Origin of the sequence: Enterovibrio baiacu (genome assembly GCF_004120195.1) — a bacterium.
GTDB classification, from domain to species: domain Bacteria; phylum Pseudomonadota; class Gammaproteobacteria; order Enterobacterales; family Vibrionaceae; genus Enterovibrio; species Enterovibrio baiacui.
The window spans coordinates 302795-324632 of record NZ_SCHN01000006.1 but is presented as its reverse complement, the minus strand read 5'-3'; the positions used below and the strand labels follow the sequence as shown (position 1 = coordinate 324632).

Sequence of the window (21838 nt, the reverse complement as noted above, 5' to 3'; positions counted from 1 at the left end):
TCACACTGAAGTGATTTGGGTATGTGTTTATTAGGAGTCATTGCTTTTAATGAAATCCGTAAAAAATCAGGTTAACAAATGGGTTAACCGTGGCTTAGACCGCCATGTTCGTCTTGCAGTTACCGGCCTTTCAAGGGCGGGTAAAACGGCGTTTATAACGTCGGTCATCAATCAGCTTCTTCATAGCGCGACGAACCCAAGAATGCCGCTTTTTCAGCCTGTTCGAGACGGGCAGGTGTTGGGGGCGCGCCGCGTGCAGCAAAGCCAGCTTCATATCCCTGCGTTTGATTACGACATTGGCATTCAGTCATTGCGTTCACAGCCGCCAACGTGGCCTTCGCCGACGCGAGACGTGAGTGAAATTCGCCTCGCGATCCGTTATCGCCCGAAAAAAGGCGCAATGAAGCTGCTGCAAGAAACCGCAACCTTGTACCTCGACGTGGTGGATTACCCCGGTGAGTGGTTGTTGGATTTGCCGTTGTTGAGCATGAGCTTTGACGAATGGTCGCGTAAGCAAGCCGCTATCTTGAAAGGAAAACGCAAAGAACTTGCTGAGGAATGGCTTCAAGCGCTGGATGCATTTGACCCTTTAGCAGAAGCCGATGAGCAGCGCATTGCTGCGTTGTCAGAAGGTTATACCTCGTACCTGCATGCCTGCAAAGACGAAGCGGGTTTGCATTGGGTACAGCCGGGTCGGTTTGTGTTGCCGGGTGAATATGCCGGTGCGCCTGTGTTGCAGTTCTTCCCCTTAGCGAACGGGCAATACAGTGAAAGCCAACTGGCATCAGCTTCGCCAAACAGCAACTATGCCATCTTGAAGCAGCGTTACGACTACTACTGCCAGCACATCGTGAAAGGCTTTTACAAAGACCACTTTTCGAAAGTGGATCGCCAAATCGTGCTGGTGGATACCTTGCAACCATTGAATGCGGGGCCAGAGTCATTCAACGATATGCGCTTGGCGCTTGAACAGTTGATGCAGAGCTTCCGTTACGGCAAAAGTGGTTTGCTTCGCCGCTTGTTCTCACCACGCATTGATAAGATTTTGTTTGCCGCGACCAAGGCTGACCATGTCACGCCTGAGCAGCACCCGAATTTGGTGTCGTTGCTGCAGCAATTGATTCACGAAGCGTGGCAGTCGGCAGCGTTTGAAGGCATTGATATGGAGTGCGTGAGCCTCGCGTCTATTCAAGCCACCGAGCCTGGCATGGTTGATCACAAAGGCGAAACGATTTCAGCGCTGCGAGGCACGTTAGAAAACGGTGAACCGATGCTGATGTACCCAGGCGACGTGCCAGCACGACTCCCGGGGGATGCGTTTTGGCAAAACAACCATTTTGAGTTCCGCCAATTCCGCCCGATGCCGTCAGATGTGGATGAGCCATTGCCCCACATTCGCGTGGATAAAGCGCTGCAATATTTGCTGGGCGACAAGCTCAGATAAGGTAAGACATGACTGAATATAAAAAAGCGATTGTGTTTGATGAGCCAAAAGATGACACCGATGCTTCGCCTGAATTAACGGCGCAGCAGCAATTCGATCATGACGCAACGACGTTTGCCATCACCACCGTGGATGAAGAAAACGACGCCGAACAAGCATTAGAAGCCACGCTGGCACCGCGCAAGAAACGCTGGGGTTTGCGTGCGCTTGCAGCAGCAGGTTTAGCGCTGGTGGGCTGGCAAACCGTTGATAACGTGGTCACCGCCGTACAAACCGCTGACTGGCTTGCCGTCGGGTGGAGCGGCTTTGTTGCTGGTCTTGCCGTGCTGGGTGTGTCGGCACTTGGCAAAGAGTTTCTCGCGCTTCGTCGTTTGAAAGGGCGTCAAGATGAACGCGAGACGGTACAAGCCATTATTGATGCTGATGGCATTGGTAAAGCGAAAGCCGTTTGTGAAAAGCTTGCGCATCAAGGCCATGGTGAACTGACCGCAGGGTTTGATCGCTGGCAGAACGCGCTTGCTGCGACCCATAACGACAAAGAAGTCTTTGAGCTTTACGACAGCATGGTCGTGACAGAGCAAGATGTCGCCGCGAAAAAAATGGTGACCAAATACGCCAGCGAGGCCGCAGTGATGGTGGCGATGAGCCCGCTTGCGTTGGCAGACATGTTGCTGGTGGCGTGGCGTAATTTCCGTTTGCTGGAACAAGTCGCAACCATTTACGGCGTTGAACTTGGCTATTGGTCTCGCATTCGTTTGCTGCGCTTAGTGCTGGCAAACATGGCCTTTGCGGGGGCGAGCGAAGCATTAACGGATGTCGGTGCAGATCTGCTTTCCGTCGATCTTGCGGGTCGATTGTCTGGGCGTGTCGCACAGGGGTTGGGTGTCGGCTTGCTCACCGCACGTTTGGGTTACAAGGCCATGGCGCTGATGCGCCCGCTGCCTTACTTGAGTGCGCCAGCCCCTAAGCTGTCGGACATGCGTCGCCAACTGCTTGGCAAGCTGACACCGAAAGGCAGTTCATCAAACGGCTAACGTAAACAGCTAACGTAAACAGCTAGCATTAACAAATAGGGCTTCGGCCCTATTTGCTTTCCCGCTTTCCCTTTGTATTCTTTTCTCGCTTCTCGCTTCTCGCTTCTCGCTTCTCGCTTCTCGCTTCTCGCTTCTCGTTTCGTGCGCGCCAAAGCACGCTTTTTCGCCAACGTTTGCAGCGAAAAAGGCATTCCTTACCCTTGGGGAAATTTCTTTCTCACGTTTTCTAGCACATCGCTTGACTCATACAGTGTTCGGGCGCAAACTTCTGAAACTGTCAACATTTCCTGACACTTTTTACATGCGCCAATTTGCGTAATAAATGTACGTGCCAGAAAGTGCGAGCTTCTTCCTGATCAACATGTCGGAACGCAGAAGTAACACATACAGTGTGTTTCGACTTTCAAGTAGGACATCAACGTGAGATTACAGGTCTATTGTGAAGATCGACTTGGATTAACCCGCGAACTTCTCGACATTCTCGCAAGACGTAATATCGACCTCCGTGGTATTGAAATCGATCAAGTCGGCATTATTTACCTTAACTGCCCCGAGGTAGAGTTCGATGAGTTCAGGCAACTTATGTCTGAAATCCGCCTGATTAGTGGCGTCACCGACGTTCGAAAAATCCAATTCCTACCCGCAGAGCGTGAGCATCGTGAACTGCGCGCATTGCTAGAAACACTGAGCGATCCTGTCTTTTCCCTCAACCTAACGGGGAAAGTGGACATGGCCAACAAATCTGCCTTCAGGCTGATGGGGTCGCACCATGAAAACCTCATTGGCGAATCGGCCAATGTGCTGTTCCCTGACTTCAACTTCGCGCATTGGTTAGAGCGAGAAAAAGCCAGCCAAGTGTGCCGACAAGTGGTGTTAACGGGCATTGATTACCTAATGGAAGTGATGCCTGTCTATGTTACTGACAGCGAAGATAACGATGTATTAGCCAGCGCCGTGGTGCAGCTAAAACAAGTGTCGATGAACCACTTACCAACCACCTTGTACCGCACGCCGGGCGAGCATGGTTTTGAGCATCTTGTGGGGCAATCCAGCAAATTCCGCGCCTTGGTCAATCAAGCGAAGAAATTTGCCTTACTGGATGCGCCGTTGCTGATCCAAGGCGAAACCGGCACAGGGAAAGAACTGCTCGCGAAAGCGTGTCATCAACGTTCACACCGCGCAGAACATCCGTTCTTGTTGGTGAACTGTGTGTCCATGCCAGACGATGCGGCAGAAACTGAATTGTTTGGCTGTGCGCCTGGCCCCGAACGCGAAGGCAAGAAAGGCCAGTTTGAACAAGCCGATGGCGGCACTGTGTTCTTGTACGAAGTGGGTGAGATGAGCCCGCACCTGCAAATCAAATTGCTGCGCTTCATGCAAGACGGCACGTTCCGTCGCGTGGGCGAAGAACATGAAGTCAAAGTGGATGTTCGCGTTATTTGTTCAACGCAGAAGAACTTGTCCGAGTTGGTCACCGCAGGGCAGTTCAGAGAAGATTTGTATTATCGTTTGAACGTGTTGTCGCTAACTGTGCCACCGCTGCGTGAGCGTCCTTCTGATGTGCAACCGCTGGCGGAATTGTTCTTGAATCAGTTCTCTGCGGAGTTAGGTCAAGAGCGCCCCGCACTGCAATCCGGTGTGCCCGATTTTCTGTCGCAATACTCGTGGCCCGGTAACGTTCGCCAATTGCGTAACGTGCTTTTCCGTGCGGTCACGCAAATTGAAGATGGCACCTTAACCAAAGAAGACATTCAACTGCCAGAAACCGAACAAAGCGCCTTCTTAACCGAAGAGTCAATGGACGGATCGTTGGATGACATCATGAAGCGTTACGAGTCAGGCATTTTGACCAACTTGTACCGTAGCTACCCGTCAACGCGCAAGCTTGCCAAGCGTTTGAGCGTGTCACATACCGCGGTTGCCAACAAACTGCGCGAATACGGCATCGGCAAAAAGTAGCGGGTTAGGCACCGTTGATTGGGGTGTATCCTTGAACGGGGCGTGCACACGTCAAGCCTGTTCAGGGCGACTGCCAAGCGAAAATGAAAAACGAAAAAAAGGTGGCAGAACTTCTGCCACCTTTTTTGATCGGTATATACCTTGTTGATCGGTTTATACCTAAGCAGTCTGCACGTCAGGTTGCTTGGGTATAAATAAAGCGAGAACAGACTACTCCGTTACAAGAGGGCATCCTTCAATATCGAGCAGTTTTTGTTTGATCTCGAGGCCGTAACGGTAACCGGTGAGTTCACCTTTGCTGCCAATCACACGGTGGCAAGGAATGATGAAGGGGATAGGGTTAACGTTGTTTGCCATGCCGACAGCGCGACTGGCTTTCGGGTTGCCAATCTCATGAGCGATTTGGCCGTAGGTGCGTGTTTCGCCGTAAGGAATACTGCGAAGTTGCTGCCATACCTTGTGTTGGAATTCCGTGCCTTCGGGGGCAAGGGGTAAATCAAAGGACGTTCGCTCACCGGAAATAAACTCGATAAGCTGGGTGCGGTACCCCGAAAGTTGCGCCGGAGAGTGATGCCAATCACGGCTATGCTCAAAAGGATGCCTTAGGCATAACGTCAATTGTCGAAGGCCAGTATCATCGGCCAGAAGGTGTACTTTTCCCAAATCTGTTTCAAAACTATCATAGAACATAGGCATGCTGCATTTAGACTGGAGGCAAGTTGACTGTCGAAATTATAAACCCTTTCCCGTGTTTGAGTGTGGATAATCTTGTCGTACGTGCAATACAGAAGGCAGATGTCGCTCGAATTGTTCGCTATTTCCAATTAAATCGCACTTATTTGACACCTTGGGAGCCGCTTCGCCCCGAAGGATTCTTCACGTATGAAGGGTGGGAACGACGTGTCATCCAGTTGGTGGAGCTCCAACGTCATGGTTTGGCCTACTATTTTCTGATTTTCGAAAAAGACACGGATGAGGTGGCGGGCGTGATCACCTACAACAACATCATGCAGTTTCCTTTTCACGCCTGTAACGTTGGTTACTCCCTCGCAGAAGCCGCACAAGGCAAAGGGTTCATGCGCCGTGCGCTCAACCTCACGAACCAATGGCTGTTCGATAACCTCAATATGCACCGCATCATGGCCTCTTACATGCCGCGAAACACCCGTAGCGAAGCCGTATTAAAAGCCGCGGGCTTCCAAGAAGAAGGGCACGCGAAAGACTATCTCTTGATCAACGGCAAGTGGGAAGACCACACGCTCACCTCGCTGATCAATCCAAACTGGGTGGCGTCCATCAATGAATAACGTGCCTGAGACGTCGCTATCGCGCTTAGAAAAACAGCTCGCGCTGCTGATTGAAATCGACAAGCTCAAAGCCGTGCTGCGAAGAACACGCATCAAATCTGACAATGCGCGGTTAGAAAATTCCGCCGAGCACAGTTGGCAAGTCGCGCTCATGGCGCTGTTGCTCGAAGAGCACGCGAACGAACCTGTCGATATCGCCAAAGTCGTGAAAATGCTGCTCATCCACGATGTGGTGGAAATTGATGCGGGTGATACCTTCGTTTACGACCTAGAGGCCACGAAGTCTCAAGAAGAAAATGAAAAGAAAGCTGCCGCGCGTTTGTTCGGTATGTTGCCGAAAGAGCAAGGCGACGAGTTACTTGCGCTATGGCATGAATTTGAAGCCGCGCAATCGCCCGAAGCGCAGTTCGGCAAAGCGCTCGATCGCCTGATGCCCATGCTACTGAACGTCAATACCAACGGACAAAGTTGGAAAGAGCACGGTATCTCGCTACAGCAGGCATTGACGGTGAACAGCAAGATAGAAAAAGGCTCGAAAACGTTGTGGGACTACACCCAAACCATGTTGAAAGATGCCGCAGATAAAGGCTGGTTAACGCAGCCACCTCGCGAGCGCTAAACAGCGCATTAACGCCAGAAACGAAAAAGGGAGCGTGATGTGATCATCACGCTCCCTTTCTATTCTTTGTGGTTGAACGTCGCTTAGTTGGAAGACACCGTGGATTTGGGTGTCAACGCAGCGCGATCAAACTGAACACCTTTCCAGCCCGATACCATAAAGTTGCGAATGTTCTGATGATCCGTGCCCGATGGGTGACAAAGCACATCATCGCGGTAGTAACCACCGAAACACGCAAGTACCGCGCTCTCCTCTAACTCATGCAACTGACCAAACGCCAGTATTTTGCATGATCCTGAATTCTGCCCCGCTTTGTTGACGAGATCGCCATTGGTAAAGCGTGTTGGCGAGAAATCGTAATGCCCGTCAATCACACTCATGGTGTCTTCAAACTCAATAAGCGCAGGAGTATTCGCCAGTTTTGCGAGAAATTCGTTGAGTTGCATTTTGTTCCTGTTTCGATGTGTCGCGTCCATTTCTCCCCCTTGTATCAGGATGAGGCGCCAAAGTGAAGCGCCAATCTTGAATCTCGTGGGGATCTGCAAAGCTTTACCAAACTATCCAGATTTATTGCATAACTTTCACTGCCGAAGAGGTTGTTATTTGATTCACTGTCTACAATTATCATAACAATTGGAAACGTTTACATTTTTCTCGTGTACTTTAGGTCACAGGCGGCGATTTTATGACGACGCATTGTTAAGCAAGGGAGCGGCAGCTCACCTTGGCGAGTTGTTCGATAGTCGATTGATTTTATTGTCAAAGCCAACCCGAACCCGTTGTGGCGCGTTAAGTACAGGTAATAATTTTTGTTGAGGTGAAAATGACGGATCAGCAGCGCAATCAACAACAGCGCCAATTTGTGCAATCGACGTTCGAGCACCATTTTGGTGTTGCGCCTACGCATTTATTCAGAGCGCCGGGTCGCGTCAATCTCATCGGGGAACACACCGACTATAACGACGGTTTTGTGCTGCCATGTGCCATCAACTACCAAACCGTGGTTGCAGGCCGAGCGCGCAACGACGGCATCGTTCGCGTAATCGCTGCCGACTATGACAATGAAGAAGACACCTTTTCGCTCAATGATGTCATCACACACAAAGACGATGCGCAGTGGGCGAACTACGTGCGTGGCGTCGCGGTGCACTTAATCAAACATGGATTAACGCTGACCGGCGCAGACATGGTGATCACAGGCAACGTGCCGCAAGGGGCGGGGCTGAGTTCCTCTGCATCGCTGGAAGTTGCGGTTGGGTTGGCGTTATCGCACCTCAGCCAAGATGCGGCTTCCGCGATATCACTGCAAGACATCGCGCTGGTGGGGCAGGCGGCAGAGAACTATTTTGTCGGCTGTAACTGCGGGATCATGGATCAGCTGATTTCCGCGCTTGGCGAGCCGGGGCATGCCTTGCTTATCGATTGCCGATCGTTAGAAACAAAACCCGTCAGCTTGAACAGCGACATGGCCGTGATGATCATCAACTCGAACAAGCAACGCGGCTTAGTGGACAGCGAATACAACAGCCGCCGAGAACAATGCGAAGCCGCCGCAGATTTCTTCGGCGTGAAAGCGCTTCGAGACGTGTCTGTAGAGACATTTGAAGCGCAGAAACACGAACTGAATACCGTCATCGCAAAACGTGCCAAACATGTGGTCACTGAGAATGCCCGCACCTTGGCTGCCGCAGACGCCTTTGCGCGCAGTGATTGGAAAAGCCTCTCCACATTGATGGCGGAATCTCACCAATCAATGCGCGATGATTTTGAAATCACCGTGCCGGAGATAGATTTAATCGTCGATATCGTGTCCAAGGTGATCGGTGATGAAGGCGGCGTAAGAATGACGGGCGGTGGCTTTGGCGGCTGTGTTGTCGCACTGGTGCCTGTTGCTCAGATCCAATCGGTGACCGATGCCATCGTGAAACAATACGATTTAACCTCAGGCCTCGTGGCAGACATTTATGTATGCAGTGCGGAGAATGGTGCAGAAGTGATTGTGCTCAAGGAGGATGCACTATGACAACGAATGAAAGAGAGGCAATCCAGGGCGTTCACTCCCACATACCTTCTGATGGGAACTCTCCAAACCTGTATGAGCTCACCAATGCCAACGGCATGTCGATTGCCCTCATGGACATCGGCGCAACCTGGGTTAGCTGTCTTGTGCCCGTGGATGGCATCAAGCGAGATGTCATTCTTGGTTGCTCAAGCGCCGAAGATTACGAAAAGCAAACCGCCTACTTTGGTGCGACCGTTGGCCGATACGCCAACCGCATAGCAAAAGGGCAGTTTTCACTGGAAGGCGAAACCTATTCGCTGTCCACCAATCACGGTGATAACACCTTGCACGGCGGGGAAGCAGGGTTCGACAAACAGCGTTGGCACGCGGAATCCCTCAGCCACAACTCCGTCACCTTCTCGCTCATCTCGCCAGACGGCGACCAAGGCTTTCCTGGCACACTCAAATTGTCTGTCACCTACACACTCAGTGATGACAACGCCGTCGTCATTCGTTACCAAGGCGGCTGCGACAAAGCCACCCCCGTGAACCTCACCAATCACGCGTATTTCAACCTTTCAGACACCGAAGACGACTGCCTCTCACACCGACTGCGGCTTAACGCCGATCATTACGTCGATGTCGATGAAAACCTCATCCCAACAGGCACCTTGATTGCCGTGGATGGGGATGACATGGATTTTCGCGTGAGCAAGGTCATCGGGCGTGATTTGATGCAAAGCCCAACCCAGCGTATTGCAGAAGGGTATGACCACGCCTATCTGTTGAATGCCGACACCGCAGAAGCAAGAGAAGTCGCGGCATCACTGATTTCACCAGATAGAAAAGTGATGATGGAAGTGTTCACCACCAAACCCGGCTTGCAGGTGTACACAGGCAACTTCTTAGCGGGCGAACCGTCCCGTTCAGGCCAATACAAAAAACACAGCGGCGTAGCGTTAGAGACGGGTTACTTGCCTGATTCACCGAATCAGCCAAGTTTTCCGAATTCTGTGCTCGCCAAAAACGCGCCTTACAACCACGAGACCACGTATAAATTTACGGTAATGGGTTAATTTTGATGTGATTATCACCAGATTGCTGTGAAAGTGCGCGAACGAACGATTTTCGAGAAAAAAGGGTTTACAGCCCCCCGAGAGGACTATAATATTCGCCGCAACCACGGAGAGATGGCTGAGTGGTTGAAAGCACCGGTCTTGAAAACCGGCGTGCGTTTATAGCGCACCTAGGGTTCAAATCCCTATCTCTCCGCCAAATTAGAAAAGGCCGCTAGCTCTTATATAAAAGAGACAGCGGCCTTTTTGCATTTCAGCGATGGTGATTTCAGGCAGAGATTTGAAAATCCCTCTATACCTCGATCTGGCACCACCAAATGAGATTAAGCCCGCGAGCTCCTACTAACAGGAGCTAGCGGGCTTTTTCGTATCTGGAATCTGCCTCAATGCAGACAGTTAGACATTAGTCGTACCTTACGACCAATGTCTAACTGTCTGAGACTATTCGTGTTTTTTCGTTTGGTATAAGGTACTAGCAACTACATTCCAAAGGTTCATAAAAATCAGTCATCGAGTTCTTATGGCAGAAAAGATATAGACAACGGCTCGCTTAATTTTCGTTTGGTGAGTCAATAACGCTGGTTGGAAAAACACACCTTAGAGTGTGAATGAAAGGAATCATAATGAGCACTACGTTAGAGTCCGCAGATATACGAACAAATACGCCTCAAGCCAATGAGGATGCACTCACTTATGAACAACAACATAAACCAAGATCGGAATTTGATTCCCGCGAACAGTATCTAGAACATGAATTACAAATCATGGCGCCTAAACGCTGGCGTCCTAATTTGCCGTTTAAAGATTATCGATTCGAGGTAGAAGACACCATTCCAGCGATGGCCGCGACCATTGGTAAGGTCGTTATGGTGGGCGCCATTGCAGCAACGTTTGCCGGGGCGCTAGGGCTGAATGAAGGCTTTATTTTAGAAAATGTGCGTTATGAACTACTTATCGCCTCTGTTTTCATTATTCTTTTCTCAGGCTTTCTCTTGCCGACCGCCAACCTCGCGGGTACACACGGCCCACTCATCCCTTTAATTCCTATCGTCGTTGCAGCAGGTGGGCACCCAATGGCGTTTGGCTTGCTGATTGGCGCTTTTGGCTTACTCTTGGCCATCAGCAAAGGTGGCAGCATGTTGGCCAACCTCACCAGTAAAGGCGTGTGTGGCGGTTTACTGCTCTACCTTGGCTTTGTGGGCACCGCTTCTCAAGTGAAAAAGCTGTTCGCTTGGGCGGAGGGCATCGGAATGAGCCACATCGCTTTTGTCGTGATCTTTTGCACCATTGTACTGTATGCGTTATTGGAACATTTCCGTAAACGTTGGCTAGCCGTGCCTCTTAGTTGCTTGCTGGGTGGTACGTTAGCGTTTGCCATGGGTGCACCGTTTTCTTTCCAAACCGAGCCGGGTTTACCCAATATGAACCCAATGTATTGGTGGGGAGAAGACACAGGCTGGATGCTTGGCCTACCGACGCTTGAACATTTCATGGTGGTATTACCGTTTGCGATTCTAGCTGTGGCGATGTGGTCGCCAGATTTCTTAGGACATCAAGTATTTCAGAAAATCAGCTATCCAGAACGTACCGAAAAAGTACACATGAACATTGATGACACCATGACCACAGCTTCCATTCGTCAAACGTTCGGTTCTTTGCTTGGCGGTACGAATTTTACGTCTTCATGGGGCACTTATATCGTACCGGCAGCGATTGCTAAGCGTCCTATTCCTGCTGGCGCGTTGCTCACGGCGCTGTTCTGTATCATCGCCGCGATTTGGGGCTACCCGATGGATTTAGCTATCTGGCAACCTGTGCTTTGTGTCGCGCTCATTGTTGGGGTATTTGTGCCATTGCTAGAAGCTGGAATGGAAATGACGCGTGAAGGTAAAACCACACAGTCGGCAGCGATTGTTGTATTTTCTTCAGCGCTCGTTAACCCTGCATTTGGTTGGGCTCTCACCATGCTGTTGGACAACTTAGGCTTAGTCGGTTGTAAAGAACGCAGTAGTGAGCTGAGTAAAATGAGCCGTTGGGTGTTGCCTGGCATTATGTTTATCGTGCTAAGTGGCGTGATGGCATTAGTCGGTTTACTTCCAGGGATACCAGCGATCATCCCAAGCTTTCGTTAACCCTTGAATAAGCGCTTTTAAATTAGCAGCAGGATAGAAAACCAGCGCGCGTTGATAGCGCATCTGAGGTTCAGCCGAGCGAAGAGAGACAATGTTGCCCCGACGCAGTCGGAAAAGGCAACGGCCCTAAGGGCAAGGGAGCGTAGCGACCGAGTAAATCCCGCTTTCGCTTTTCTTACCTCCGCTAAATGAGATTAAGCCCGCGAGCTCTTACTAACAGGAGCGAGCGGGCTTTTTTGTATCTGGAATCTGCCTCTATGCAGATAACAATACAGAACCCTAGGTCGAGCCGCTTTTGATTTTGATCCTCCCCACTTTTCAAGGGGGGAGTTAGAGGGGGGTTATTGCTACGGAGAGAGGTGTTTGGTGGAGAACGTTAAATGGCTTTTCCAACATCGAGCTAGTGATGTGACTGGCTTGGTTGTGCCCCAAAGCGTGTTACCCAATTTTTCAATAATCTTCAAACGAAGGACACATTCACAGGAAGGCATCTTTCAGGTGCTATCCATTCATTAAACAAATCTTGCTTCCACTTCTGTCTAATCATTCGTCACTCACTCTGCAATGAGATCAAAATCAAGTCTTGCTTTATGAACTTCGTGATACATTCCAGCCGGAGAATTTAGACAGTGGTGGCGTGTTTCATGCCGAGAAGCAAAGGGTGGCAGTGTAAGACGCCTTTGCCCTTTTGTGTTTTATCATTAAAACGTCCCTCACTTTCTTATGCTTCCATGTGACCAAGTTTATCTAAAACACCAATATGTGAATTATTAACTACTGAGTGGGTGGTTGCCAGGACCTATCTACCTCATTGATACAAAGGTACAAAATGGAATTTTTTGTTGGGGCTTTCATCATCTATATTCTGTACAAACTGATAACTGGGAATTCTAAGTCCAAAACTTCCAACAGCTATAACTCTCCCAAAAATAATGCAGTCTCCAAGCCTTCTGCTCAAAAGAGTGACGCCTATAGCACGCAAGCTGTATCAGTTTCCTCATATCATGGCAATGATGAAGAGTTTGCAACGTTCACAATTCACACGAGTTTTGGAAGAGAAGCTGAAAAATCGTCTAATAAACAAAAGGGCCGATGGATCGGGGAAAGTGAACAGCTAACCATTATCGGAAGAAAGTTCAACAAAGGTCTTTTTTACTTTGGTGGAGTGATGAACTCACTTGATGGATATGGGTTAGAACCATCTCTTGTAGATGAGGAACGCCCCGCATCGAAATCTTCAATGAACATAGGATCGGAATTTCATACCGACGAAACATTAGGATACTGGCCAAGTTATTCCTCTTTATCAAAAGAGTGCAGAGGAGCCTATTTAGACTGGTTAGCGTCTGACCGCTCTGATCCAAACACACCAATCGGGTACGTATTCATTTACTTCTATGGTTTTGAAAGAAGAATCATTCAAAATCAAGCTAACTCACAAGTATCAGATCAAGAATTTACCACAATATTTGAAGAAGTATTACGACTCCATACAGTGTTCAATGCAAGCCGCTCTTTTAGAGGATATTCAGCCAATTTTCTTGAGTTGATGGCTTTACTCAGACCGACTCTACTCGAGCAGCGGATTGCAAAAATACCAGATACAAACAATGCATTGTCATTCAAGCTGAAATTAGCCAAAACCATAGTTAATGGGCAACCCGTCGGAGCTGAGTTAGCTTTAGACTGGTTAAAAAATACATTTGAATATTCACTAAAAACTCCTGCTCGTAGATGTGAAGAAGAGTTTCGAAAACTTTTCGAAATAAGGTTCTCTCAAAAGTTTTGTGATGGTATATCAGTCAAGCCAAACAAAACGAAGCTTCGACTCTCATATCACGCGGCAAGCAACGGCATTAATGGTATTGACTTAAATCTCGATGGGTTGCCTGATCCTAGTATTCTCAAAGGTCCTATAAACAAGCTTATTCCTATTGCAGAGCAGTGTACGGAAGAGTTAAGTAGCTATAGTCGCTACCTAGGCAAGGCTGACACCTCGAAAAATGATATAGCTGCACTGATGTTACTACCAAAAGAACTAGCAAATGAATCCAACTCATCAGTCATTGAATCTTTTAAGTCATGGGCTGTTCAAGTGGTTCAGAACAATAACGGGATAACAACTGTTGAAGAGTTCTGGTCTCACACTGGAATACCGTTTCCCAAAGCTATGAACAAGAAAGAAAATGAGCTCCTTATCAAACTTGCTGCTAAAGCTGATATAGGTATCGCCCCGGATATGCGTTTTCATCAAACCAAGTTCAAAGCTGATGGAAACATTGTATTGTTCTCACCAGGCCATGGCGAATTTTTTGAACCTAGTTCTGCTTTCAATCAGGTAAGTCTGTGGATGAGGCTTGGCGCAATGGTGGCTACTATTGACGGTATCGTTGACCAAGATGAAAAACTGACGCTGCAAAAACTAATTGAACATGATGACCGACTGTCTCCATCCGAGAAAAGTTCATTGAATGCTTACCTAACGTGGCGACTTAATAGTCCAGCGAACACTGCGGGATTAAAAGCAAGAATAGAACAGTTCAATTCACCACAAATTGAATCCTTAAAGAAATTTATGATTTCAATTGCTCTTGCTGACGGTAAGGTCGATTCATCTGAAATAAAACAAATGGAGAAACTCTATACATACCTGGGGTTAGATAAATCACTTGTTACGAGCGATATTCACAACCTAGCATCCACGAGATTAACTGATTCTGGCTTTCCAACAACTACCGATGAAATCAGAGATAAGTTCCAGTTGGATGAGGGGATTCTGGCGATGCATGAGAGTGATACCAGCGATGCTAAGAGTATCTTAGAAAGCATATTTACGGTTGATATTGAACCAGAAATAGAGACGATGAGTTCGCTCTCTACAGATCATGATGGACTGGATACTGCGCATAAAAACCTGTTCGATATTCTGCTTAGCAAAGAAATATGGCCTCGAAATGAAGTTAATAAACTTTGTAGCAAACTGAACTTGATGGTTGATGGCGCTATAGAAACTATCAATGATTGGGCTTATGAAAAAGTAGATGCTCCTGTCTTGGATGATGATGGTGATATATACGTCGATCTGGAAATTGTAAAAGAATTAGAAGGTTAAATGATGGTTGCAAAAAAAATACGTGCAAAAGAAAGAGATGCAATTATCCAATCGCTGAAATCAGGTGTAACTCCAAAAGTTGGGATTCAGCATATTCAAGTTGGTCGCGTTAACGAACTAAAAGCACTTCTTCAAGATATTGAACGGATCTCCGATGGAGGCTCAGCCTTTAGGCTTATTATTGGCGAATATGGCTCAGGCAAAACATTTTTTATGAGTGTTGTTCGAGCTATTGCTTTAGAAAGAAAGTTGGTAACTGTTAATGCTGATTTGTCTCCAGATAGGCGAATGCATGCATCTGCTGGGCAAGCCAGAAATCTATACTCAGAGTTAATGCGCAATATGTCCACGCGCAATAAACCAGATGGAAATGCGCTAACCAGTGTGGTTGAAAAGTTTATCACCGAAGTGAGAAAGGAAGCCGATACTACTGGAAAAATCATCAATACAGTTATTCATGAAAAACTATCTTCAATTTCTGATCTTGTTGGTGGATATGACTTCGCCAAAGTCATCGAGGCTTATTGGATTGGACATGAACAAGACAATGACACACAAAAAGCTAATGCTATAAAATGGCTTCGCGCTGAATACTCAACTAAAACGGACGCTCGCAAAGATTTAGGCGTTAGAACAATAATTTCAGATACGTCTTTTTATGATGCACTCAAAATAATGAGTCTATTCGTTCGCCAAGCGGGATATCAGGGGTTGCTCGTTAACCTTGATGAAATGGTAAATCTGTATAAGTTGAATAACACAGCAGCCAGGACTTCTAACTATGAACAGATATTACGAATTCTCAACGACTGTCTACAAGGCACTACCGAGTATTTAGGCTTTTTACTTGGTGGAACGCCTGAATTTCTGCTTGATCCTAGGAAAGGTCTTTATAGTTATGAAGCCCTTCAGTCCAGACTTGCGGGTAATAGCTTTGCGAAGCGAGCAGGCCTTATCGATTACTCATCTCCAGCACTGCACCTTGCAAGCTTGACCCCGGAAGAGCTTTATATACTCCTTAAAAATTTGCGTCACGTTTATGCCGAAGGTGATGAAAGCAAATATCTTGTTCCTGACGAATCCTTAATGGCATTTCTAAAACATTGCAGTCAGACTATTGGAGACGCTTACTTTCGAACTCCACGCAACACTATAAAAGCTTTTTTGGATATGCTTGCGGTAATCGATCAAAATCCAACAATAAGCTGGAACAACCTAGTTTCATCGGTTGGAATTGAAGAAGAGAAACCCTCTGACGTTGAGCTTGAGTTAGATGAAAACGAGGGCGACCTCGCCGACTTCAAATTATGATTAATGAACATGAAAAGCTTGATGTTCGAGTTCAGCGTTGGATATTTAAACAAGGTTGGTCAAACCTACGAGAAATCCAATGCTTAGCTATTGAGCCTATTCTGTCTGCGAAAACTGACCTTGTTATCAGTGCATCGACAGCTGCGGGAAAAACTGAAGCGTTTTTTCTTCCTGCTATCAGTGCTATTGCTAATCAAGATGAAGGGGTTGGTATCCTTTATATTAGCCCACTCAAAGCTTTAATAAATGATCAAGATAGACGTTTAGAAAGCCTCTCAGATCTAATGGATATGCCTGTCACTCCGTGGCACGGGGACAGTGCTAAAGGCCGAAAGAATAAGTTAAAAACTACACCAACGGGAATTGTACTAATCACTCCAGAATCGCTCGAATCGTTGCTTATCCGAGATTCGGGCTGGATGAAGTCTGCATTTTCTGATTTGAAATATATCGTTATTGATGAGTTTCATGCATTTATTGGCACAGAGCGCGGACATCATTTACTTTCTTTGCTTCATCGATTGGAACATCTTCTTGGGAGGTTGAAGAAGCCGATTCCAAGGGTTGCTTTGAGTGCAACTCTCGGTGAGTTAGACAAAGTCCCGTTGTCACTTCGTCCCAACCAATCTTTGCCATGTAAAATAATAAGGGACTCGAATTCGACATCTGTACTTAAGGTGCAAGTCAAAGGGTATGTAAACCCCACTCAGGTAGATAGGGAAGCGACAATTGATGCTGAATCCAAAATCTGCCAAGACCTGTTTAAATTTTGTCGAGGAGATAACCATTTAGTTTTTGCAAATAGCCGGAATAGGACGGAAAGCATTGCTGCAACGCTTAGCGATTTCTGTAATCAGCAATGTGTGCCGAATGAGTTCTTTCCTCATCATGGCTCTCTTGCCAAGGAATTGAGAGAAGATCTAGAGAAACGTCTTCTACAAGAGCAGTACCCTACGACAGCGGTGTGTACCATGACTCTTGAGTTGGGTATCGATATTGGTAAAGTGAATTCCGTCGTTCAGGTTACGGCCCCCCACTCAATTTCGAGTCTGCGACAGAGGATGGGACGCTCAGGAAGGCGTGGTGGCCCTTCTGTACTGCGAGTGTTAATTGCAGAGGATGAACTCACAAAAGATTCAAATGTTGTCGATATACTCCGCTTGGAGTTAATACAATCCCTAGCAATGATCAGGTTACTCATTGGCAGTAAATGGTATGAGCCTGCAGATACATCTCTTTACCATTTTTCTACACTTCTACATCAAATACTCGCTGTTATAGCTCAATGGGGGGGTATTCGAGCTGATCAATTGTTTAACTTGCTCTGCAAAGAAGGGCCATTTCAGAAAGTTAGCGTAGACAACTTCAAAGGTCTTCTAGTCCATATGGGAAATACCGATCTAATTACTCAGTTAGGAAATGGTGAATTAGTTTTGGGCCTATTAGGTGAGCGTATTACAAGTCACTATTCATTTTATGCTGTATTCAAAACGCCAGATGAGTACAGGGTTATTAGTGGAACAAAAACGCTGGGGACACTTCCTATCGACTCACTTGTGTTGGTTGGGCAGAACATTGTGTTTGGTGGGAAGCGATGGAAAGTAAATGATATCGATAGTGACAAAAAAAACATTTACGTTGAACACGCTAAAGGTGGTAAACCACCAAAATTTGGCGGTAGTGGAATGACAGTTCATGACGTCGTTCGCCAAGAAATGTTTCGCATACTCAAAGATGGTGATTACAGAATATCAGTAGGTGATAAAAAAGTAGACTTTGCGGATGCGATCGCAAGGGAGCAATTCAAGGAAAGTATCACCTTTTTTCAACTATCAGATTTAGCAAGAGAACCGCTACTGAAAGCTGGCAAAAATACATATTTGTTTACGTGGTTGGGTGATAAAGTGGTCAATACTATTGTGGTTCTCCTCATCATAAATGGATACGAAGCTAGCGCATATGCCGGTGTTATTGAAGTAGAAAAAACATCCGTTGAGGATGTTAAACTGACGTTATGTTCTCTAGCTTCAAGAAAACTGCCTAGTGAAAAAGAGTTAGCACAGTCTGTATTGGAAAAGCAAATCGATAAGTTTGACGAGTTTTTGCCTGAGGATATTCTCTCTATTGGGTATGGTACAAAGGCGTTTGATATAAGCGGGGCTAAAGAGTGGCTTAGTTTTTTTGATATTTGACCTAGGTATAGGTTTTCCCAAACCTGATTTAATCCGTATATTGCTAAATTAAGAAGAAACTCTAACGAACTTCTGTACAAAAACAATCCAACGCTAACTCGAAAATCCAGCTCTTCGTAGCAATAACCCCCCTCTAACTCCCCCCTTGAAAAGTGGGGAGGATCAAAATCAAAAGCGGCTCATACCCGTTGTTCTAAGAAATTCGGGGTTGATTCTGTTCGAGAACCATAATAGCTCCATACAAACACCAAACCCAAAGGCCGCCAACGCTTATACAAAAGAGCTGACGGCCTTTGTCTCATCTGTACCTAAATACGGCTAACCAGATCTTCCGTAAGTCTTCACGGAGCCGTCATCACACCGTATCGTCAATGTTTCTCCGTATTCTTCTTCAGCTAATTCATATTTGCAGTAGAAACCATAATATGCCCAGTCTTCGGTTACCCTAGGCTCGCTAAATTCACCACCTCTATAACTTTCGCTGCGAAGAATTTGCCCCGCCCAAGCATCAATATAGAACTCACTATTAGTTATACCGGAGATCGACTGGTGAGGGGTAAATGATTCGCGCACTGTATAGAATCTATCCCAGTAACCGAGTATTGGCTTGAAAAAGTATTCGTAACCGCCTTCCCTATAGAAAATGTGTTCGCAGTTTTCGGTGATTTTTAAAACTATCTTTCCCCGCCCAGAGTAACGGTAATCGGATTTAGACCAAGTTCCTATCAGATTTGTCGGGAGTCGTGTACCGTCATAGCAGGGGATAGTTTCCAAGCTTACATCGGTTCTGTCAGTTTCATCGGTGCTGTCAGTTTCATCGGTGCTGTCAGTTTCATCGGTGCTGTCAGTTTCATCAGTGCTGTCAGTTTCATCAGTGCTGTCAGTTTCATCAGTGCTGTCAGTTTCATCAGTGCTGTCAGTTTCATCAGTACTGTCAGTTTCATTGGTGCTGCCAGTTTCGTCAGTGCTGCCAGTTTCATCAGTGCTGTCAGCTTCATCAGTGCTGTCAGTTTCATTGGTGCTGCCAGTTTCATCGGTGCTGTCAGCTTCATCAGTGCTGCCAGTTTCATCGGTGCTGTCAGTTTCATCGGTGCTGCCAGTTTCGTCAGTGCTGCCAGTTTCGTCAGCGCCGCCAGTTTTATCGGTGCTGTCAGTTTCATCAGTGCTGTCAGCTTCATCAGTGCTGTCAGTTTCATCAGTGCTGTCAGTTTCATTGGTGCTGCCAGTTTCATCAGCGCTGTCAGCTTCATCAGTGCCGCCAGTTTTATCAGTACTGCTTGCTTCATCAGTGCTGCCTGATTCTCCCGTACTACCAGAATCGTTCGTATCACCGATATCAACAGGAGTTTCTGTATCGTTGGGCGAGCTCTCTGAGCTACCGCCGCAGCCAGATAGGAAAAAGGTGATCAATAAAGAAGCGAGAAGAGGGCTATTTTTCACTTTACGGTCCTTGTAACGTGAGAGAGTAAGTTGAGTTCTTCCGAGAAAATGACAAACTCTATTGTTCAAGTGCTCTTCTGAGTCAGAGCCCCACTATAATTCGAATTTTTTAGCGGCATTTGTAAAATTAATTAGACCTAGTGTCGATTACTCATGCGCTTTAGGTGACGGGAGTTCAAGGACAGAAACTCTCTAAAGAACCACTTTCTCTCCCCCAAAACCCAAAAGGCCGCCAACGCTTATAAAAAAGAGCTGACGGCCTTTGTCGTATCTAGCACCCATTAATTCAGCAATAATTCTCGCACCTGCGCTTTCGCCACATGGCGGTCTACCGTGTCTGAATGCATTGTTTCACCGATGTTCACCTCGAGTTTTGACCAAAAGCGCGCAGGGCGGGTGGTGAGGGCGTGGCCGCCTTTGTGACTGAAGAATGACCCCCACAACCCTTTGAGTGCGACGGGAACCACCAAGGTGGGAGTGCGCGCCAGAATCTTCTCAACGCCTGCTTTGAACTCGCCCAATTCACCGTCTGACGTCAATCGACCTTCTGGGAAAATGCAGACCAATTCGCCATTGTTTAACGCAGCATCTATTTGATCGAAGGCGGCTTCATAGGTGTTTGCGCACTTATGTTTTGCGCAGATAGGAATGACCCCGGCATGACGAAACACGTATTTGAGTAGCGGCAGTTCACTGATGGACTTGTCCATCACGAATCGCACAGGGCGGGTAGACGCACCCATTAAAATCAACGCATCCACATAGCTGACATGGTTGGCAACGATCAGGGCTGCGCCTTTGGTGGGAATGTGTTGGCGGCCTTTTACAGAAACACGGTATAGGCAATGGCTGAGTACATAGCTAATAAAGCGCTGCGTTAACTCAGGCACTTGGCGATATACATACACGGCAACCACGAAGTTCCCCAATGCCATTAAGGCAAACAACTCGACAATGGAAAAATCCAGCACACTCAGCACCAAAATCGACACGGCCGCCGAGACCACCATGAACAACGCATTCATGATGTTGTTCGCTGCGATAGATTGCGCGCATTCCCCATCGGCAGAGCGTGATTGAATGAACGCATACAAAGGCACAATGAACACACCGCCACTCACGCCGACAAAGAACAAGTCAATCATCACTCGGTAATGCATGGATTGCGCTAAGAAGGCTTGTACGTTGTAAAACTGCGTAGGGAAAGAATCGATGCTCGGCACGGCCCACAACAAATCGCCCGTGAACAGGGTTAATCCCAAAATACCAAAAGGAAGAATGCCTAACTCGACATGGTTGAACGAGAGCTTTTCACACAGCCATGAACCTGTCGCGACGCCAATGGAGAACAGCGCGAGCAACAAGGACACGACCGTGCTGTCGGCATACAGGTGTTCGCGTGCAAAGTTGGGGAATTGCGTTAAGTAAGTTGCGCCCATAAACCAGAACCAACTGATGGCGAGAATGGCCATCCAGATCCCGCGTTGTTTGTTCGCAATCTTGAGGGTTTTCTTTAGCCCTGAAATGGGTTCAAAACGCACCTTTTTAGGCTGCTGGCTCGGCATAGACGGAATGCGTAAGCTACTCAAAAAGCCCAGCACTGATAGTCCAACGACAAGACACGAAGCGAGGTAAGTACCGCCAGGAACCGCGAGCAACAGGCCTGCACTCAGCGTGCCGATAAGAATGGAAAGGAACGTGCCCATCTCGACCCATGCATTGCCTTTTACCAGCTCGTCCTGATTTAACGCTTGAGGCAACAGTGCGTATTTTACAGGGCCAAAGTAAGCGGATTGTGTGCCTGTCATGAACAGAAGCGCGAGCATGAGCATGACACTCTGGGTCATGATTGCCATGGCTGCACACAGCATGATCAGCAGTTCGACCACTTTCAAACGACGAATGAGCGTGGCTTTATCCATGCTGTCAGCCACGGCACCTGCGTGTGCTGAGAACAAAAAGAAAGGAAGAATAAAAAGGCCAGCAGCGAGGTTGATGAAGAGATCAACGGGCAGGGGTAGCGCGTCGATTTGGCTGTACGTCACCATCAACAACAGCACGTTTTTGTAGAGGTTGTCGTTCAATGCACCAAGGCACTGCGTGATGAAGTAGGGAAAAAAGCGTGTTGAGAAAAGCATGCTGGCTCCGTAGATGCAAATCACTGAGATAACTGCACCTTACGTGATGCTCAGTGATAAACCAGCCGCATT

General features: G+C 47.4%; 15 protein-coding genes and 1 tRNA gene. 12 read left to right on the top strand and 4 right to left on the bottom strand.

The genetic code is table 11. The features are described from left to right. Window positions 1-49: 49 nt before the first annotated feature. The 3 genes from EQP46_RS04040 (at window position 50) to tyrR (ending at window position 4437) form a co-directional block, all read left to right on the top strand. A complete protein-coding gene (locus tag EQP46_RS04040; protein ID WP_129492415.1) occupies window positions 50-1444 on the top strand; it encodes a YcjX family GTP-binding protein in 1395 nt (464 codons plus the stop codon). Between the two features lie 8 nt (window positions 1445-1452). After that, complete coding sequence (locus EQP46_RS04035; protein ID WP_129492414.1) at window positions 1453-2478, top strand: YcjF family protein; 1026 nt, start codon at window positions 1453-1455, stop codon at window positions 2476-2478. Window positions 2479-2898: 420 nt separating this feature from the next. Then, window positions 2899-4437 carry a transcriptional regulator TyrR gene (gene tyrR / locus EQP46_RS04025; RefSeq protein WP_129492413.1) on the top strand — a complete coding sequence of 513 codons (1539 nt, stop codon included), beginning with the start codon at window positions 2899-2901 and terminating at the stop codon, window positions 4435-4437. Between the two features lie 210 nt (window positions 4438-4647). Here tyrR and EQP46_RS04020 read toward each other — a convergent pair whose 3' ends face one another. Next, entirely contained in the window at window positions 4648-5127 is a 480-nt protein-coding gene (locus tag EQP46_RS04020; RefSeq protein ID WP_129492412.1) for a methylated-DNA--[protein]-cysteine S-methyltransferase, read from the bottom strand. A gap of 29 nt (window positions 5128-5156) precedes the next feature. Here EQP46_RS04020 and rimJ point away from each other — a divergent pair, with 29 nt between their 5' ends. Further along, window positions 5157-5744, top strand: coding sequence for a ribosomal protein S5-alanine N-acetyltransferase (gene rimJ / locus EQP46_RS04015; RefSeq protein WP_129492411.1), 588 nt, complete (start codon window positions 5157-5159; stop codon window positions 5742-5744). Continuing rightward, a complete protein-coding gene (locus tag EQP46_RS04010; RefSeq protein ID WP_129492410.1) occupies window positions 5737-6363 on the top strand; it encodes an HD domain-containing protein in 627 nt (208 codons plus the stop codon). The genes rimJ and EQP46_RS04010 overlap by 8 nt, the downstream gene beginning before the upstream one ends. Before the next feature lie 83 nt (window positions 6364-6446). On the opposite strand, the gene EQP46_RS04005 is transcribed toward EQP46_RS04010, so the two are convergent. Beyond that, window positions 6447-6809, bottom strand: coding sequence for a HopJ type III effector protein (locus EQP46_RS04005; protein ID WP_129492409.1), 363 nt, complete (start codon window positions 6807-6809; stop codon window positions 6447-6449). Between the two features lie 377 nt (window positions 6810-7186). On the opposite strand from EQP46_RS04005, the gene galK reads away from it, so the two are divergent. The 7 genes from galK to EQP46_RS03970 all read left to right on the top strand — a co-directional run bounded on the left by galK (window position 7187) and on the right by EQP46_RS03970 (window position 18188). Further along, window positions 7187-8386 carry a galactokinase gene (galK, locus tag EQP46_RS04000; protein ID WP_129492408.1) on the top strand — a complete coding sequence of 400 codons (1200 nt, stop codon included), beginning with the start codon at window positions 7187-7189 and terminating at the stop codon, window positions 8384-8386. Beyond that, on the top strand, window positions 8383-9441 hold the full coding sequence (gene galM / locus EQP46_RS03995; protein WP_129492407.1) for a galactose-1-epimerase: 1059 nt from the start codon (window positions 8383-8385) through the stop codon (window positions 9439-9441). The genes galK and galM overlap by 4 nt, the downstream gene beginning before the upstream one ends. Window positions 9442-9549: 108 nt before the next feature. Next, window positions 9550-9640, top strand: a tRNA-Ser gene (locus tag EQP46_RS03990). A 424-nt stretch (window positions 9641-10064) separates the two neighbouring features. Continuing rightward, complete coding sequence (locus EQP46_RS03985; RefSeq protein ID WP_129492406.1) at window positions 10065-11573, top strand: DUF3360 domain-containing protein; 1509 nt, start codon at window positions 10065-10067, stop codon at window positions 11571-11573. 829 nt (window positions 11574-12402) lie between these two features. Continuing rightward, window positions 12403-14685, top strand: coding sequence for a tellurite resistance TerB family protein (locus EQP46_RS03980; protein ID WP_129492405.1), 2283 nt, complete (start codon window positions 12403-12405; stop codon window positions 14683-14685). Next, window positions 14686-15996, top strand: a complete 1311-nt coding sequence (locus EQP46_RS03975; RefSeq protein WP_240671645.1) for an ATP-binding protein — start codon at window positions 14686-14688, stop codon at window positions 15994-15996. Continuing rightward, window positions 15993-18188 carry a DEAD/DEAH box helicase gene (locus EQP46_RS03970; protein ID WP_129492404.1) on the top strand — a complete coding sequence of 732 codons (2196 nt, stop codon included), beginning with the start codon at window positions 15993-15995 and terminating at the stop codon, window positions 18186-18188. Before EQP46_RS03975 ends, EQP46_RS03970 begins: the two co-directional genes overlap by 4 nt. Window positions 18189-18964: 776 nt before the next feature. On the opposite strand, the gene EQP46_RS24070 is transcribed toward EQP46_RS03970, so the two are convergent. Together EQP46_RS24070 and EQP46_RS03960 are read right to left on the bottom strand one after the other, a co-directional pair. Continuing rightward, complete coding sequence (locus EQP46_RS24070) at window positions 18965-19474, bottom strand: hypothetical protein (protein ID WP_161972838.1); 510 nt, start codon at window positions 19472-19474, stop codon at window positions 18965-18967. Window positions 19475-19909: 435 nt separating this feature from the next. After that, complete coding sequence (locus EQP46_RS03960; protein WP_129492402.1) at window positions 19910-21766, bottom strand: MFS transporter; 1857 nt, start codon at window positions 21764-21766, stop codon at window positions 19910-19912. Between the last annotated feature and the right edge of the window lie 72 nt (window positions 21767-21838).